The following is a 15,207-nucleotide window of genomic DNA, read 5'->3' as shown; positions in this document are numbered from 1 at the left end:
ACCTTCTGCTGGTTGCATGGCGCGTGCGGGGCAAACGATAAGGGCACACCTGGCGGTGTGCCCTAAAAATTACCCTCCCAGAAAAGGAAATCCCTGGATTGTATAATTACCCAAAAATAAAAAGAATTTTGCATATTCACCCACAAAAGAGGCCCCCCAGCACCGCTGGGGGGCCTCCTACCATATCAACAAAACTCACGCAACAGGGCTTACTCGTCCACCTGCTCGTTCTCTCGAATCCGCAACGCACCGGTGGGACAGGCGTTGGCGCATTCCAAACAGTCCACGCACTCCTGGATCACATCGCTTTGTAGGAATTCCGGGCGAATGGTGGTGTCGAAACCACGGCCCACCAGGTCGATGATACCCTTGCCCACCACTTCGTCGCAGGTACGGGTACACTGGCCGCAGAGAATACATTTTCCCTGGTCCCGCTCAATGGCCACCAAGCGCTTCTCCTTAAAGCTCAGGTGCGTCTTACCATTGCCCTTGATCCGGGCAATACGCTCTGGCTCTAGGGCATACAGGTTAGCGCAGCGGATCAACTTACACTCGGCAAAATCATGGCAGCCGCAGTCCAAGCAGCGGGCGGCCTCAGACCGGGCCTGGGACTCGCTGAAGTCCAGGTTCACCGCCTGGAAGTCGTGCTTCCGCTCTTCCGCAGGACGGGTCGGCATCTTAGTCCGGGGCAGTTTGCTGTACTCCTCAAACGCCTCCGGGGACACGCTCTTCACAGACAGGTAGGTCTTGTGATAGGGCACCCGGAGCCCCTTCAGGAACAAGTCCACCACCTTGGCGCAGCGGCGTGCCTCGCCGATGGCCTCAATGGCGATCCCGGCCCCCTGGTTGGTGGCGTCGCCCACGGCGAACACCCCGTCCACAGAGGTACGGTAGCTGGTCTCGTCGGCGGCGATGATGCCCTTGCGGTTCAGCTCCACAGCATCGAAGCCGGTGACGTTGGCCTTCTGTCCAATGGCGGCAATGACGCAGGTAACAGGCAGGGTCTCATACTTGCCCGTGGGCATGGGACGGCGGCGGCCGCTCTCGTCGGGCTCGCCCAGCTCCATGATCTCCAACTTCATCTCCTTGACCTTACCGTTCTCGCCGATGATCTCGGCGGGGTTGGTCAAGAACTTGAAGGTCACGCCCTCTTCCCTGGCCTCGTCGATTTCCAACTGCTCAGCAGGCATTTCCTTCTCTGTACGGCGGTAGACCACGTACACGTCCTTGGCCCCCAGGCGCACAGCGGTACGGCAGGCGTCCATGGCGGTGTTGCCGCCGCCGACGATGGCCACCTTGTCCCCGATGTCCGGCTTCTCCCCCAGGGCAACCTGGCGCAGGAAGTCGATGCCGCCCAGCACGCCCTCCATCTCCTCGCCGGGGCAGCCGATGGGCATACTCTTCCAGGCACCGATGGCCAGGATCACCGCATCATACTGGCTCTTGAACTCCTCAAAGGAGGCATCCTGGCCGATGCGGAAGTTGTTCTTCATCTCCACACCCAAGGAGGCGATCTCCGCCACCTCTTCGTCCAGGACCTTCTTGGGCAGGCGGTATTCGGGGATGCCGTAGCGGAGCATACCACCCATCTGGGGCATGGCGTCCACAACGGTAACCCGGTGGCCTTGGAGGGAGAGGAAATAGGCCGCGGTGAGGCCGCCGGGGCCACCGCCGATGATCCCCACCCGCTTGCCGCTGGCGGCAGCCTTGGCGGGGAGATAGCCACCGTCGGCAATGACCCGGTCGGCGGCGAAGTATTTCAAATAGGCGATGGAGATGGACTCCTCCACCATCTGGCGGCGGCAGCCGTCCTCACAGGGGTGGGGGCAGACCCGGCCGATACAGGCGGGCATGGGCAGGCGCTCCTTGATGATGCGCACAGCCTCCTTGTCGTCCCCCCGGGCAATGGCCTGGACATAGCCCTGGGCGTTGACACTGCCGGGGCACTTCAACACACAGGGGCCGCGGCAGTCGCCGTCGTGGTCACTCATGAGCAGCTCAATGCTGGTCTTTCTGGTGCGCACCACCCGCTCAGACTCGGTATAGATCACCTGGCCGTCCTGGGCCACCGTAGAGCAGGCCCGCAGCAGCTTGGGGCTGCCCTCGGCCTCCACGACGCACAGGCTGCATCCGCCATAGTGCTTGAGCTGTTCGTTGTGGCAGAGATTGGGGATCTCAATGCCGTTCTTTTCCGCGATCTCCAGGAGGGTCTGGCCGGCAAGGCCGGTGCAGCTTTTCCCATTGATGGTTACTTTGATTCGTTTTTTCATAGTCCTGCGCCCTCCTCTCTCACTGTACCAAAATCGCGTCGAACTTGCAGGAGCTGATGCACTGTTTGCACTTGATGCAAGCCTCTTGGTTGATCACATGGGGCTCCTTCCGGGTACCGCTGATGCACTCCACCGGGCACTTCTTGGAGCAGACCGTACAGCCCGTACACTTCTCCGGGTCGATGGCAATGGTGATGAGGGCAGAGCACTCGCAGGCGGGACATTTCTTATCCCGGATGTGGGCCTCATACTCATCCCGGAAGTAGCGGATGGTGGTAAGCACCGGGTTGGGGGCCGTCTGGCCCAGGCCGCACAGGGCGCCGTCCCGGATGGCCAGGCACAGCTCTTCCAACAGCTCAATGTCCCCTTCCTGGCCTTGGCCTTCACAGATCCGGTCCAGGATTTCCTTCATACGGGTGGTACCGATCCGGCAGGGGACGCACTTGCCGCAGGATTCCCGGGCGGTGAAGTCCAGGAAGAAGCGGGCCATGTTCACCATACAGGTGCTGTCGTCCATGACCACCATGCCGCCGGAGCCCATGATGGCACCTGTGGCGGAGAGGGCCTTGTAGTCGATGGGGGTATCTGCCAGGGCGGCAGGGATACAGCCGCCGGAGGGGCCGCCCATCTGCACAGCCTTATACTGCCGGTCCTCTTTGATGCCGCCGGCGATGTCGAAGATGATGTCCTTCAGGCTGTTGCCCATGGGCACCTCTACCAGGCCGCCCCGCTTGGCCTTACCGGTAAGGGCGAACACCTTGGTGCCCTTGGAGTTCTCCGTACCCATGGCAGAGAAGGCCGCGCCGCCGTTCTGGATGATCCAGGGCACATTGGCGAAGGTCTCCACGTTGTTGATGTTGGAGGGCTCGTTGAGATAACCGTTCTGGGCGGGGAAGGGGGGCTTCAGCCGGGGCATACCCCGCTTACCCTCCATGGACTCGATGAGGGCTGTCTCCTCGCCGCAGACGAACGCGCCGGCGCCGATCTTGATGGACAAGTCGCAGGAGAAGCCGCTGCCCAAGATGTTCTCCCCCAACAGGCCACGGCTCCGGGCCTGTTCGATGGCCTTGCCCAAGTGCTCCACGGCCAAGGGGTATTCGGCACGGATGTACACAAACATATCCGTGGCCCCAATGGCGTAGGCTGCAATGAGCATACCTTCAATGAGGTTGTGGGGGTCGGACTCGATGACGGCGCGGTCCATAAATGCGCCGGGGTCGCCCTCGTCGGCGTTACAGATGAGGTGCTTTTCCTCCCCCTCTGCCTTCCGGGCAGCGTCCCACTTGAACCAGGTGGGGAAGCCGGCGCCGCCACGCCCGGCCAGGCCGGAGACCTTGATCTCCTCGATGATCTCCTCCGGCTCTCTTTGCAGGGCCTTATCCAGGCCCTTATAGCCGTCGTTCTTGATGTAGTCGTCGATGCTGGTGGGGTCGATAACGCCGCAGTGGCGCAGGGCCACCCGCTTTTGCTTTTTCAGGAAGCGGGCGTCGTCGTCGCTGATGAACATGGGCTCCAATTTTTTGAAGTCCTTTTTCCGCACAGCCTCCACGATGGCCAGGGCATCGGTCTCCGTCACCCGCACCAGGCGGTGGAGGAAGGTGTCCCCCTCATAGATGTCCACGATAGGCTCTAAGTAACACATGCCGATGCAGCCGGTTTTCTGCACGGTAAAGTTGTCTGTGGCGGTCATGTGCCCGGAGAGGACCTTGGCCACCCGGGCCGCACCTGCGGACACACCGCAACTCCCCTGGCCCACCAAGAGCCGGATCCCGCCGCCAGACTCTAGCTTGCGCAAATCCCGCAGGATTTTGATGGTTTTCTCTGGGGTCAAGTTGCCGTAGGTCTCGCCATTTATCATCATAACGGGGGCCAGAGAACAGCAGCCAATGCAGGCCACTTCGTTGAGGGTAAACATCCCGTCCTCGGTGGTCTCACCGTTGTTGATGCCCAACTCTTGGGTAATGGCCAGGCGGATGCGGTCCGCACCGTTGACGTGGCAGGCGGTGCCTTGGCAGAGCATGATCTGATAGGTGCCCATGGGGGCCAGGCGGAAGTAGCTATAGAAGGTAGCTACACCCATCACCTTGGCAGGGCTGTTCCCGGTCCGCTCGGCCACGTGGTAGATCACTTCCTGGGGCAGATATCCATAAATGGACTGTGCCTGTTGGAGGATCATAATCAGGCTGGTGGAGTCGTCCTGGTACTTGCGCAGTACGCCCTCCATCATGGAGAGATCGACGCCTGACATAAACTCGGTCATTTCCTTCACTCCTTTGATCGACTGGGAGGTCAATGTAGTTTTGCAGCTTTTTTGTCCTGTCTTTCATTTTTCTCTCGTGACAAAAAGCGAGGCTTTGGTGCTAATCTCAGAATCGTATGCGCTACTGGTCTATTGTAGTACAATCACTGTCGGTTTTCAAGTCTATTTTTCGCCTGGACTGTTCTGTTTTTTCTACTTTTTTCCATAGTTTTCCTGGTCTGGAATTCCCACTATTGTTCTTTCCTCGGGACTTTAACGGAAATCCTGCAAAACGTCTGTCTCAATGAAAAGGAGCCTGCATACCGCAGGCTCCCTTCTCTTCTCAAACGTTGTGCTTCACCCGGTCGCGTTCCTCCGCCCGCTTGGCGTTGTTGAAGCGGTCCAGGGTCCCCACCAGGTAACCGGTGATCCGGCGGATGCGCTCGAAGACCACCCCGTCGTCCTCCCTGCGCCCACAGCCGGGGCACTGGTCGGCGATGATGCCGGAGAAGCCGCACACCGGGTCCCGGTCCACAGGGTGGTTTACCGAGCCGTAGCCGATGCCCTTCTCTTTCATGCAGCGGATGATCTTCTCAAAGGCGTCCAGGTTCTCCGTGGGGTCGCCGTCCATCTCGATGTAGCTGATATGGCCCGCGTTGGTGAGGGCGTGGTAGGGGGCCTCGATGGCGATTTTATCATAGGCAGAAATGTCGTAATACACCGGCACGTGGAAGGAGTTGGTATAGTAATCCCGGTCGGTGATCCCCTCTATGGTGCCGTATTTCTCCCTGTCGATCTTCACGAAGCGGCCAGACAGCCCTTCGGCGGGGGTGGCCAGCAGGGAGAAGTTCAAGTGCTGTTTCTCGCTCTCCTGGTCCATCCGGGCCCGCATGTGGCTGATGATCTCCCGGCCCAGGACCCGGGCTTTCTCGCTCTCCCCGTGGTGCTCCCCGATGAGGGCTTTTAAGGTCTCCGCCAGGCCGATGAAGCCCACGGAGAGGGTGCCGTGCTTCAGCACCTCCCGGACCTCATCGTCCCACTCCAACTGGTCGGAGTCAATCCACACCCCCTGGCCCATAAGGAAGGGGGCATTCTTCACCTTCTTGCGGCACTGGAACTCAAAGCGCTCCAACAGCTGTTCCACGCACAGGTCCAGCATGTGGTCCAAGCTCTCGAAGAAGAGGTTGATATCCCCCTTGGCCTTGATGCCCAGCCGTGGCAGGTTGATGGTGGTAAAGGACAGGTTGCCCCGGCCATTGCAGATCTGGCGCTCTGGGTCCACCACGTTGCCGATGACCCTGGTGCGGCAGCCCATATAGGCAATTTCCGTCTCCGGGTGGCCGGGCTTGTAGTATTGCAGGTTAAAGGGGGCGTCCACAAAGGAGAAGTTGGGGAAGAGGCGCTTGGCCGAGCAGCGCATGGCCAGCTGGAACAGGTCATAGTTGGGCTCCCCGGGGTTATAGTTGATCCCCTCCTTCACCCGGAAAATCTGGATGGGGAAGATGGGGGTCTCACCGTTGCCTAGCCCCGCCTCGGTGGAGAGCATGATGTTCTTCATCACCATCCGCCCCTCCGGGGAGGTATCCATACCGTAGTTGATAGAGGAGAAGGGGGTCTGGGCCCCAGCCCGGGAGTGCATGGTGTTCAGGTTGTGGATCAAAGCCTCCATAGCCTGGTAGGTGGCCCGATCCGTCTCCTTCACCGCCCGGTAGTGGGCGAACTCCTGGCACTTGCGCACCTGCTCCTGGTCCCCTCCGCAGCGCTCCAGCAGGAAGGGCAGCTCCGCCTGGAAGTAATCCTCGCAGCCGTCCAGCTTGGGGAACAAGCCCGTCTCCTTCTCTAGGCGCTGGATGTTGGCCTTGATCTCGCTCTCCAGGTCCTTCTGTCCGCTCACCAGCATCAGGGCCCGCGCCAGGTTCTGGCGGTACACCCGCTTGAAGGTCTTGCCTACCCCCACAGCCATGCCGTAGTCGAAGTTCACAATGGACTGCCCGCCGTGCTGGTCGTTCTGGTTAGACTGGATGGCGATGCAGGCCAGGGCCGCATAGGAGGCGATGTCGTTGGGCTCCCGGAGGGTGCCGTGGCCGGTGGAGAACCCCCCGTGGAAGAGCTGGATCAAGTCGATCTGGGTACAGGTGGTGGTCCCCATGGGGGCAAAGTCCATGTCATGGATGTGGATATCCCCGCTGCTGTGGGCGTTGGCGTGCTCGGGCTTCATGACGAACATCTGGTAAAACTGCTTGGAGCCCTCGCTGCCGTATTTCAGCATGGTACCCATGGCGGTGTCCCCGTCGATGTTGGCGTTCTCCCGCTTGATGTCGCTGTCCTTGGCGGAGGAAAAGGTGATGTCCTCATAGATTTTCATCAGCCGGGTGTTCATCTCCCGGGCCCGGTTGCGCTCGGAGCGGTAGAGGATGTAGGCCTTGGCCGTCTGGATGTAGCCATTGTCCATGAGCACCCGCTCCACGATATCCTGGATATGCTCCACGTCGGGGCACTTGTCCCCCTCCACCTCCAGGATGGAGCCCACCTCATGGGCCAGCTTGGCAGCGGTCTCGTTGTGGTCGGGCTTGTAGGTGGCCTGGAAAGCCTTATTGATGGCGTCGGCGATTTTATTCTCATGGAAGGGGACCACCCTGCCGTCCCGCTTACGGATCTGCTGTAATACTGTCATGGAGCGCCTTCCCTTCTTACTCTGGTGTGAAAAAACGATTTCTTGTGGGTATCCTTTCCATTTGGCACAGCATCTTGTGTGTTCTTGAAAAGGAACATCCCTATGATAGCACCCCATCCCAGCCCCGTCAAGAGCCAGCCTGAAAAAATCCACCAAGTTTTAGTGGGCTGGGATGGGATGAAACACAAGCTATAGTAGCCGGAAACCCTTGTATGTTCTTATGTTACCACAGCCCGCCGCCGGGGGAGGGTGACGAAATCACCCAGAAAAAAATTTTTCTCCCCTTTTCAGTCCAACGCCTCCCACAGCAGCCCCGCAGCCTCTAGGGCCGCCCAGCTGGGATACGCCGCCTCCACGCTCTCCCAAGTGACCGCGCGGAAGCGGTAACTGATCTCCACATGGCAGGGCAAGAGGTCCTCGATCAACCCCCGCACCAGGGCCCAATGCTTCGGCGGCTCTTTATTCTGGGGGAAATACACCGTCAGCCGCAGGGGCCCCGGCCCCTCCTCCACCTGGGCGGGGATGCCGCAGCCCTTCAGGGCGTCGTTCACCGCCGCCAGGGTAAAGCAGCCCTGGTTCACCCGCAGCAGGGCCGTGAGGCAGTCCCGCAGCCCCTGGCTGTCCTTGTCCTCATACTCCCGGCTGAGCAGGCTGCTGAGCAGTTGTAAGCCCTCCCCCTGGGCGGTGGCGGGGTTCATCTCCTGGCGGAGCAGGGCCAAGGTCTCCCCCACTCCATCCAGCACCGCCCCGGCGCTCTTCAGCTCCCCCCACTGGAAGGAGCCCTCCCAGCGGTAGACCCCCAGGGGTTCCAGCAAGTCCCGCAGCTGCCCTCCACAGCTCACGTCAACACCTCCACCGTCAGGCCCCGCAGCACCGGCAGCTCGTCCCGGCGCATGGTCACATCATTGGCCGGGGCCCCCAGGTTATAGTTGGCCACGCCCTCCACCTGGAAAATCAACTGCCGCATCTGAGCCACCAGCAGGTCCTGTCCCAGGCGGCTCCCGTCGAACCAAGCACTCACCGCCTGGCGCACCCGTTCCACCACCGTGGCCGCCAACAGCCCCGCCGCAGGCTTCACCGCCACCACCACGTCCACGGATACCGTGACGGGGGCCTTCACCTCTAGGCTCACCGCCACCTCCCGCCGCTCCTCCAACAGCTTCTGGACGGACTGAACCAGGGCACTGTCCGGAACACCCCCGGCGGCGGCGATCACTACGTCCACCGTCCCCAGCCCCCGGTTCTTGGGCAGCACACTCACTGCCGCCACGCCCTCCACCTCCATGGCCGCCTGGGCGTAATAGGCGGCATTGGTCCCATTGGGCAGCCCCCGGTAGGAGGCCAACACCCGGGCCCGAAGCCCCCCGTCGTCCTCCTCCTCCCGGCCCCCAGAAAAGGCCACGGGATTGGTACAGGCGGCAATGCCCACCGGGGCCACCGCCATGGTCCGCACCGTCCCCGCTGCGGCATTCCCCCCGGGCCCGGGCTCCACCGCCTGGGCAGGCACGTCCACATACAGCGCCCCCGCCGCCAGCTCCGCCGCCTGGGTGGTGGCAAAGGCCACCAGCCCCACGGTCATACACACCGTCCCCGCCGGAATGGGGACCCCCTGCCCCAGGGCCTCCCGGAGGGAAAAGCGCAGCACCCCCGTGGCCCTGGCCGCCGGGGTCCGGTGCAGCCCCCGGAGCGCCGCGTGCTTTTCCAAGTCCTCCCCTGTGGCCGTCTGGGGAAAACACTGCCGCTTGGTCCACGCCGCCTCCTCGTACAAGCCGTACACCTGGGCTGCCAGGGCATACAGCCGCACCGCCATCTCCCCGGTCCCGGCCAGTTCCACCCCGGTCTCCTGGGCAAACAATTCCACCATCTCCCGGTAGATTTCCTCCACAGTTTTCATGGTTCCTCCTCTCTATACGCCCACTTGGGCCTCCAAGGGCTCCCCCCGCCAGGTCAGGAACACCGTCAGCCGCTGCTGGCCCTCCTCCCACAGCGCCCCCGTCACCTGCAAGTCCTTCTCCCCCGCCAAGGCCTCGGCGGCGTAGCTGGCCCCCAGGGCCTGCCGGGCGGAGGCCTTCTCCCTGGGCAGCAGGTACAAACGGCTCCCCACCTCCGGCAGCAGAGGAAAACTCCCCCGCCGGGCCGTGAGCAAGAAGAGCACCCGTTCCAATACCGCCTCCGCCCCCGACGCCTGGAGGAAGCCCCCCACGCCGTCGGGCACATAGTCCCCATCCCTCAGCCGGTTCACTGCCAAGGCTCACACCTCCTGTCCATTCACTGTCAGCGTCCCCTCCACCTCCACTGTCCCTTTGAGCAAGATCCGCCCATCGGGTTTTAAGTGGATGCCCGTCCCCTGGGCTGTGGAGAGCACCACCTCCCCCGGCTCCAACACCGTTTCGTCCTGCATCCCCACCAGGCAGGGGCTGCCCTCCGCCCCGCTCTTCACCACCAGCACGGTGTCCCCCCGCCTGGGGCTCCAATGGTAGCCGCCAGGGAGCCAGCGGCCCACCTGCCGCCGCTCCCCTGCCAGGGCCACCGCCAGCTCCGGGCCGTCCACCGTCACCTGGCCGCAGTCCGCGGCGCTCTCCTGCAAAAATTCCTGTCCCTGCTGTCTTGCCATCCACATGGTCCTCTCTCCTTTTTCAAAGTACCGCCTTGGGGTCCCCCAGCACCAGGGTGGTCCGCAGGCCCTCCTGGTCCCAGGCCACCTTGCTCTCCCGCACCCGGTAAACCCCGTTGCGCCCCCAGTCCCCCCGCTGGAGCTTTACCAGCTCCCCCGGCCAGGCGGCAAAGCCCAGGGCCACCGTCACCTCAATGGCCTCCCACTCTGCCGCCGACCGGTCCAACTGGAACTGGGCGTTATACCGCCGGGCCTGGTAGCCCGTGTTCTTGGGCAGCAGCATCACCCGGCTGCACTGCCCGCCCCGGCTGCGGAAGTCCTCGTTTACCACTGTCTGGGGGTTCCAGCCGGTCACATCCCGCACCGTCACCTGGGACAGCACCCCGTACCTCTGGCAGCGCCACAGCAGCCTTTCCACCGGGGCCGTCTCATCCAGCACCACCGGGGCCCCGTCCTCCCAGCCGTGGAGGGCCAGCTTCCCCTCCCGGGTGAAGCGGGGGGTCACACCCCCGTGGTACCGGGCGAAGTCATAGAGCACCTTCCAGCAGCTGCTTCCGGAGCCCACAGAAAACCCCCAAACCGGGGGCAAATAAACCTCTTTCTCCAAGCTGATGCCGTAAGGGCTCACATACCCCCGCAGGATTTCCCCCAAGCTGGCCTGTCCATAGTCCACAGCCCCCGCCTGGTTGTCCAGGAGCAGGGCCTGCATCCCCCGTCCGCTGAACTCCGCCACGCAGCCCTCCTGGGACCACTGGCACTGGCACTCGTCCAGCACCCCGGTGAACACCGTCCCGCCCCCCTCCATCACCTGCATCCTGGTTCCCGCCGCCAAGCGCTCCTCCTGCCCTGGGGTCCACAACGTCTTGACCCAAAAGCTGTCACAGGGGGACCCTAGGCCGTAGTTCAATTCCCAGGCCAGGGGGGTGGGCAGCGCAAACCGCTCCCCGTCATAACAGCCCATCTTCCACTCTGCCATTCTCTCACCTCACTCGGACCCTCTGTCCCACATAGATCACATTGGGGTTGCGGATTTCCGGGTTCAGGGCCAACAGCGCCCCCAAGGTAATCCCCCGCCGCCGGGAGATGCCCCACAGGGTATCCCCCCGGACGACCACATAGTACTCCGCCGCCCCGCTGTCCCCGCCGCCGGGCTTCTCCGCCGCCGGAAGGCTCTCCCGGCGCAGCCCCTGGCTGTAGCGGTCATAGTCCTCCCAGAAGGTAAAGCGGTAGCGCACATAGTCCTTCCTGGGCTCCTGGGCCAGAGACAGCCTGACAAAATACGCCTTGGCGCTCTGCCACACCGGGTGGACCAAATTCCCCGGCCCCCCGCTGTAAAACACCGAGGCCAGCTTTTTGAACTCCGTATACGCCTCCGGGCCGAAAAACTCCCCTTCCCCGTCCATCACCCGCCGGGTGAGCCCCAGGTCCTGGGTGGCGTAGTTCCCAAAGGGGACCTTATGCACCGCCACCTGCCGCTCATAGCGGATGCGGTAGGTCCTGGGGTTATGGGGCCACACATAGTCCTTATACTGCATAGGGGTCAATTCCAAAGCTTCCACCTCCCCTTCTCAAAATAGGGCAAAGCCCCCATCATACCGCCGGGCGTCCCGCTGCACCGCCCGGTCCAAGGCCTCCAATTCCAGCCCGCCGCCTACGGCAGGCCCCGCCTGGGGCACGCTCAGGCGCACCGGGCCCCCGCCGGTACTTGCCCCATATTCCGCCACCTGTCTGGCCCGGGACAAGTCCTCCAACAGCGCCGCCGCCCCCACCGTCCGCCGGCTAGAGGCCATCTCCTCCCCCAGCGCCGCCGCCGGCAAGGCCGTTTCTGGAACATCTGTCCCCGGCTTCCCCTGGGCCGCCTCCCGGAGCCAAGCTGTCCGCCGTCCCTTCTCCTCCAACGGAGCCCACAGCTCATCCGCATCCGCCCTGCCCATCGGCTGGACCACCGGCACTTCCGCCCCCTCCCCGGGGGCAGGGGGGGACAGTTCCTGCCCCGCCCCTGGCTCCTCCATACGGCGCGGAACCACCTGCTGTCCCAGCTCCAACGCCAACGCCTCCCCGTCCTCTTCTGGGAGCAGTTCTTCCAAATAGTCCATCATGGTGCCTCCCCCTCTCGCAGCTGCAAAAACCGTTCCATGTCAAAGCCGGGGTTTTCCTCTTCTAGGCGCTCCCCCGTCTCCCGCCCACACACCGGACAGCGCGGGAGGGAAGCCTCCGCCCGGCAGCTTGGGCACAGCAGGGCAGCGGCCTCCTCCTCATCCAGCAGCAGGTTCAGGGCGCACCAGAGATAGTCCCTCTGGCTCATCTCCTTCACCCGCGCCTCTGTGGGCAGGGCCTGGAACGCCCGGAGCACGCGCCACCGCAGCCGTTCCTCCGGCGCGTGCTCCAAGCTTTTTTTAACGTCTCTAACCGTCCTCTCTCCGTCCCCAGCCCAGGGTCCTCCTCCCGGCAAAAGGCCGCCCAGCGCCCCGCCAGGTCCTGGATTTGTTCCACGGTCAGCGCCTCCAACACCGCCGCTCCGGAGGCATACGCCCGCCGTCCCCGTTTCCGCAGGAAGCGGGCAATCAGGCAGGCGTTGGCGCATAGCGCCCGTTCCCGCCCTTCCTGGGCCAACGCCAACGCCTCCCGCCGGGCCTCCAACACCTCCTGGGCCCGGAGCAGCCCCATGCTGTACCCCTTCCCCAGGGTCAGCCGCCCCGGCTGGGTACACAGCTTCAGCCAAGCAAAGGCACTCATGGCCCGGTCTCCAAGCGCTTCCCGGCCACCACCGTCACCTTTTCCAGCACCGAAGCCCCCAGGGTCCCGCTCTCAGAGAGCTTGCTCCACTGGCAGTTGCTATAGATGATCCGCCGGTCCGGCTTACAGATCACCAGGCTGAAATCCTCCAACTCGTGGAAATTGAGCCCGTCGGTCAAGGCCTCATCGGTGGCATAGATGCGGCTGAGCTCCAACAAGTGCTCCTTGGGCCCCGTGATGGTGGCCACCGGCTCTGTCTCTCCAAAAGCCTCAATCACCGTACTGGCCCGGGTACTCTGGGCGCTGTAGCTCTGCACCACCGCCACCTTCCGTCCGTTGACCTCTAAGTAAATGTCGCTGCTGCTCGGGATTCCCCGCATAGTTCTTCCCCCTTTCTCTCCCATCAAAGCGTGATCTGGGCACTCAGCCAGATCTGGTTCAGCCCGTGGGCCACCGTAAAGGCGAAGCGCACCAGGCACACCGACGGGTCCTCTTCCAAGGCCTCCACCGTCACGTCGTCATACCCTGTGATGATCTCCGCCCCCAGCTTTTGTTCCAGCAAGATCACCACCTGGGAGCGGATGGCCCCCCGCACCTGCCGGGTATTCTTGCTCCGGGCAAAGCGGCTCTGCAAGGCCTGGCGGATGCCCGGGATCACGTCGTCAATGACCAGAATGGTCCCCAGCTCCCGCCAGCTGCTGTCGGATGCGCCGTTGGTCTTGGTGCGGGTGGTCACCCCCCGCACCACCGTGCAGCGTCCCGCCGCCAGCTCCACCGGGGTCACCCCTCCACGGATGAGAGCGTCCAATTCCTCCTCTGTATACTGGGCCGCCAAGCCGCCTATCCCTTGCAGCTGTGCCCCACCCAAGGGCACCGCCGGGTCGCTCTGGCCGCAGATGGCCCCGGCCACCGCCGCCGCCGCCCAGGGCCCCGGGGTGGCGGTCCCGTCCCCGGCGGGGGCCACCAGCACCATGCGCTCGCTGTTCAGCTCACCGGCCGCCGCCGTCAGCGCACTCACCGTGGCCGCCGCCTCACAGCCCACCACGCCGATGCGCTCCCGCCGCTGGTGGCTGGCGCGCTCCACGCTCTCCCGCAGCGCCCCATGAACCGCCGCCGCTGTACTGTCACAGCAGACCAACTTCACCTCGTCCTGGTTCTCCAAGACCTGAAACGCCGCCGTATACGCCGCCACATCCGCCTCCTTCGCCACCGGCACCGCCAGCACCCGGGCCGCGCCGTTTTCCAGCAACAGCCTCGCCAGGGCGGTGAAGCTGTCCTCCCCGCCAAAGGCCGCCACGGCGTCGCTGTAGCTGTTGAGTATGTGCGGCTCCCCCGGGGTCCCCCCGTCACTTTGGGCCACCAAGGCCGCCGTCCCCCGGCCCCCTGTTCCCCGTACCACGCCGGAAGCCGTGTAAATGGAATAGACCCCCGGCCGCTCATGTCTCGTGATTGCTGTCAAGTAAAAAACCACCTTTCACTTCAAAGCCCAAAAAGGCCCCTGTCTCCTCTGCCTTGGCCAGCAGCATCCCCCTGCATTGGAGCTGCAACCGCCCACAAAACATCCTGTTCTCTTCCTGGAATCCCGTCTCCTCCATGGACCACTTCTCCACCGTCAGCCCCGCGGGCTTTTCCCTTTCCAGGGTCTCCACCACCCGGTCCAACAGCAGGCGGCAGCCCTCCTCCCCGGCCTTTTCCGGGCTGTACAGCGCCAGGGCAAAGCCCACCCCCACCTGCTGTCCATAGGCCTCCTGCCACCCCCGGTCCACCGGGTCATAGACCTCCCCCAGGTAGCCCCCAAAACCGGCGGGGCTCCCCTCCACCCGCTTCACCGCCACCACCGCCAAGGGCTCCTTCCACCGCCCCCGGCCCTCCCGGGGCCAAGCGCTCAGGGCCTGGATTCCCTGCCGTTGCAAAAAGGCCACCATGGCCTCCTGCAAGGCCGCCAGTGTACTCATTCCACATCCTCCTCTCTCCGCTCCAATACCGCCCGCCAATACACCCGGTCCGTCCCCACCAGGACTTCCCGGACGTTCACCACGTCATAGCGCACCGCCCCCTGGATGAGCACCGTGTCCCCCGCCGCCGGGGAGAAGGGCAAGCCCCTCTCCCCCAAGCACAGGAAGAACTCCCGCCGCCGCACTCCCAGGGCCGTGGGCAAAAACTGCCGCTCCCGGTCTGCCAGGGGCTGGACCAGGGCCAAGCCCTCCCCCAGGGGCACCCCGTCCCGCTCCAAGGCCACAAGGCGGCCATACCGCCGGGCGATGGCGGAAAAGGCGCTGCCAAAGCTCATCCCCTCACCTCCAAAAAGGCAAAGGCGCTGTCCTGCAAATAGGGCTCCAACAGCAGCCGGGCCTGCCTTGCCAAGCTCCGGGCGCAGGCGGAACCCTCCGCCCCGCCCCGGACGCTGAGCTCCCCAGCGGTAAAGGCCAGGGGCACCGGCTGGCTGGCCTCTAGGGCCTGGGACATCGCCGCCAGGGCCGTCCATGCGCTGGCGGTGAGGAACACCCCCCGGCAGTCCTCCGGTTCCACCCCCTCCCGGAGCTGTTCCCGCCACTGCTTTGCCGCCTCCGCGCACAAATCCGCCAGCACCGCCAGCTCCTGTTCATTGAACTCCCGCCCTGCAAAACACTGGGCCACTGTCACGATCTCCTGTGTCTCCATCCGCACCCCTCCA

17 protein-coding genes are annotated in these 15,207 nt (G+C 63.7%); all 17 read right to left on the bottom strand.

What is annotated here, in order from left to right; translation table 11 throughout:
- Positions 1-209 precede the first annotated feature (209 nt).
- Positions 210-2,270, bottom strand: a complete 2,061-nt coding sequence (locus ACTOZL_RS04035; protein ID WP_482476803.1) for an FAD-dependent oxidoreductase — start codon at positions 2,268-2,270, stop codon at positions 210-212.
- A 19-nt stretch (positions 2,271-2,289) separates the two neighbouring features.
- Entirely contained in the window at positions 2,290-4,530 is a 2,241-nt protein-coding gene (nuoE, locus tag ACTOZL_RS04030) for an NADH-quinone oxidoreductase subunit NuoE (RefSeq protein WP_482476802.1), read from the bottom strand.
- Positions 4,531-4,852: 322 nt separating this feature from the next.
- Positions 4,853-7,183, bottom strand: coding sequence for an anaerobic ribonucleoside triphosphate reductase (locus tag ACTOZL_RS04025; RefSeq protein ID WP_482476801.1), 2,331 nt, complete (start codon positions 7,181-7,183; stop codon positions 4,853-4,855).
- 287 nt (positions 7,184-7,470) lie between these two features.
- Positions 7,471-8,025 (bottom strand): DUF2313 domain-containing protein, encoded by a 555-nt coding sequence (locus ACTOZL_RS04020; RefSeq protein ID WP_482476800.1) that lies wholly within the window; start codon positions 8,023-8,025, stop codon positions 7,471-7,473.
- Positions 8,022-9,077, bottom strand: coding sequence for a baseplate J/gp47 family protein (locus ACTOZL_RS04015; RefSeq protein WP_482476799.1), 1,056 nt, complete (start codon positions 9,075-9,077; stop codon positions 8,022-8,024). Before ACTOZL_RS04015 ends, ACTOZL_RS04020 begins: the two co-directional genes overlap by 4 nt.
- A gap of 12 nt (positions 9,078-9,089) precedes the next feature.
- Entirely contained in the window at positions 9,090-9,431 is a 342-nt protein-coding gene (locus ACTOZL_RS04010; RefSeq protein ID WP_482476798.1) for a hypothetical protein, read from the bottom strand.
- Between the two features lie 3 nt (positions 9,432-9,434).
- Positions 9,435-9,803 carry a hypothetical protein gene (locus ACTOZL_RS04005; RefSeq protein ID WP_482476797.1) on the bottom strand — a complete coding sequence of 123 codons (369 nt, stop codon included), beginning with the start codon at positions 9,801-9,803 and terminating at the stop codon, positions 9,435-9,437.
- Positions 9,804-9,819: 16 nt separating this feature from the next.
- The gene (locus ACTOZL_RS04000; protein ID WP_482476796.1) at positions 9,820-10,773 is read right to left on the bottom strand and encodes a hypothetical protein; all 954 of its coding nucleotides are present in this window, start codon (positions 10,771-10,773) and stop codon (positions 9,820-9,822) included.
- A gap of 4 nt (positions 10,774-10,777) precedes the next feature.
- Positions 10,778-11,356, bottom strand: a complete 579-nt coding sequence (locus ACTOZL_RS03995) for a LysM peptidoglycan-binding domain-containing protein (protein ID WP_482476795.1) — start codon at positions 11,354-11,356, stop codon at positions 10,778-10,780.
- 9 nt (positions 11,357-11,365) lie between these two features.
- A complete protein-coding gene (locus ACTOZL_RS03990; protein WP_482476794.1) occupies positions 11,366-11,896 on the bottom strand; it encodes a hypothetical protein in 531 nt (176 codons plus the stop codon).
- Positions 11,893-12,102 (bottom strand): molybdopterin oxidoreductase, encoded by a 210-nt coding sequence (locus ACTOZL_RS03985; protein ID WP_482476793.1) that lies wholly within the window; start codon positions 12,100-12,102, stop codon positions 11,893-11,895. The genes ACTOZL_RS03990 and ACTOZL_RS03985 overlap by 4 nt, the downstream gene beginning before the upstream one ends.
- 5 nt (positions 12,103-12,107) lie before the next feature.
- Complete coding sequence (locus ACTOZL_RS03980; protein WP_482476792.1) at positions 12,108-12,533, bottom strand: hypothetical protein; 426 nt, start codon at positions 12,531-12,533, stop codon at positions 12,108-12,110.
- Complete coding sequence (locus tag ACTOZL_RS03975) at positions 12,530-12,913, bottom strand: hypothetical protein (protein WP_482476791.1); 384 nt, start codon at positions 12,911-12,913, stop codon at positions 12,530-12,532. Before ACTOZL_RS03975 ends, ACTOZL_RS03980 begins: the two co-directional genes overlap by 4 nt.
- Positions 12,914-12,936: 23 nt before the next feature.
- Positions 12,937-13,992 carry a phage tail sheath subtilisin-like domain-containing protein gene (locus tag ACTOZL_RS03970; protein WP_482476790.1) on the bottom strand — a complete coding sequence of 352 codons (1,056 nt, stop codon included), beginning with the start codon at positions 13,990-13,992 and terminating at the stop codon, positions 12,937-12,939.
- A complete protein-coding gene (locus ACTOZL_RS03965) occupies positions 13,970-14,488 on the bottom strand; it encodes a hypothetical protein (protein WP_482476789.1) in 519 nt (172 codons plus the stop codon). The genes ACTOZL_RS03970 and ACTOZL_RS03965 overlap by 23 nt, the downstream gene beginning before the upstream one ends.
- Positions 14,485-14,823 carry a hypothetical protein gene (locus ACTOZL_RS03960; RefSeq protein ID WP_482476788.1) on the bottom strand — a complete coding sequence of 113 codons (339 nt, stop codon included), beginning with the start codon at positions 14,821-14,823 and terminating at the stop codon, positions 14,485-14,487. Before ACTOZL_RS03960 ends, ACTOZL_RS03965 begins: the two co-directional genes overlap by 4 nt.
- Positions 14,820-15,194, bottom strand: coding sequence for a hypothetical protein (locus ACTOZL_RS03955; protein WP_482476787.1), 375 nt, complete (start codon positions 15,192-15,194; stop codon positions 14,820-14,822). The genes ACTOZL_RS03960 and ACTOZL_RS03955 overlap by 4 nt, the downstream gene beginning before the upstream one ends.
- Between the last annotated feature and the right edge of the window lie 13 nt (positions 15,195-15,207).

This window comes from Evtepia sp., assembly GCF_056797215.1.
This window is presented reverse-complemented; position numbering and strand designations above follow the sequence as displayed.

Coding starts and splice junctions, on each gene's coding strand:
- ACTOZL_RS04035 (WP_482476803.1), bottom strand. CDS start 2,270: ATGAAAAAACGAATCAAAGTAACCATCAATGGGAAAAGCTGCACCGGC.
- nuoE (WP_482476802.1), bottom strand. CDS start 4,530: ATGACCGAGTTTATGTCAGGCGTCGATCTCTCCATGATGGAGGGCGTA.
- ACTOZL_RS04025 (WP_482476801.1), bottom strand. CDS start 7,183: ATGACAGTATTACAGCAGATCCGTAAGCGGGACGGCAGGGTGGTCCCC.
- ACTOZL_RS04015 (WP_482476799.1), bottom strand. CDS start 9,077: ATGAAAACTGTGGAGGAAATCTACCGGGAGATGGTGGAATTGTTTGCC.
- ACTOZL_RS04005 (WP_482476797.1), bottom strand. CDS start 9,803: ATGTGGATGGCAAGACAGCAGGGACAGGAATTTTTGCAGGAGAGCGCC.
- ACTOZL_RS04000 (WP_482476796.1), bottom strand. CDS start 10,773: ATGGCAGAGTGGAAGATGGGCTGTTATGACGGGGAGCGGTTTGCGCTG.
- ACTOZL_RS03990 (WP_482476794.1), bottom strand. CDS start 11,896: ATGATGGACTATTTGGAAGAACTGCTCCCAGAAGAGGACGGGGAGGCG.
- ACTOZL_RS03985 (WP_482476793.1), bottom strand. CDS start 12,102: ATGAGCCAGAGGGACTATCTCTGGTGCGCCCTGAACCTGCTGCTGGAT.
- ACTOZL_RS03980 (WP_482476792.1), bottom strand. CDS start 12,533: ATGAGTGCCTTTGCTTGGCTGAAGCTGTGTACCCAGCCGGGGCGGCTG.
- ACTOZL_RS03975 (WP_482476791.1), bottom strand. CDS start 12,913: ATGCGGGGAATCCCGAGCAGCAGCGACATTTACTTAGAGGTCAACGGA.
- ACTOZL_RS03965 (WP_482476789.1), bottom strand. CDS start 14,488: ATGAGTACACTGGCGGCCTTGCAGGAGGCCATGGTGGCCTTTTTGCAA.
- ACTOZL_RS03960 (WP_482476788.1), bottom strand. CDS start 14,823: ATGAGCTTTGGCAGCGCCTTTTCCGCCATCGCCCGGCGGTATGGCCGC.
- ACTOZL_RS03955 (WP_482476787.1), bottom strand. CDS start 15,194: ATGGAGACACAGGAGATCGTGACAGTGGCCCAGTGTTTTGCAGGGCGG.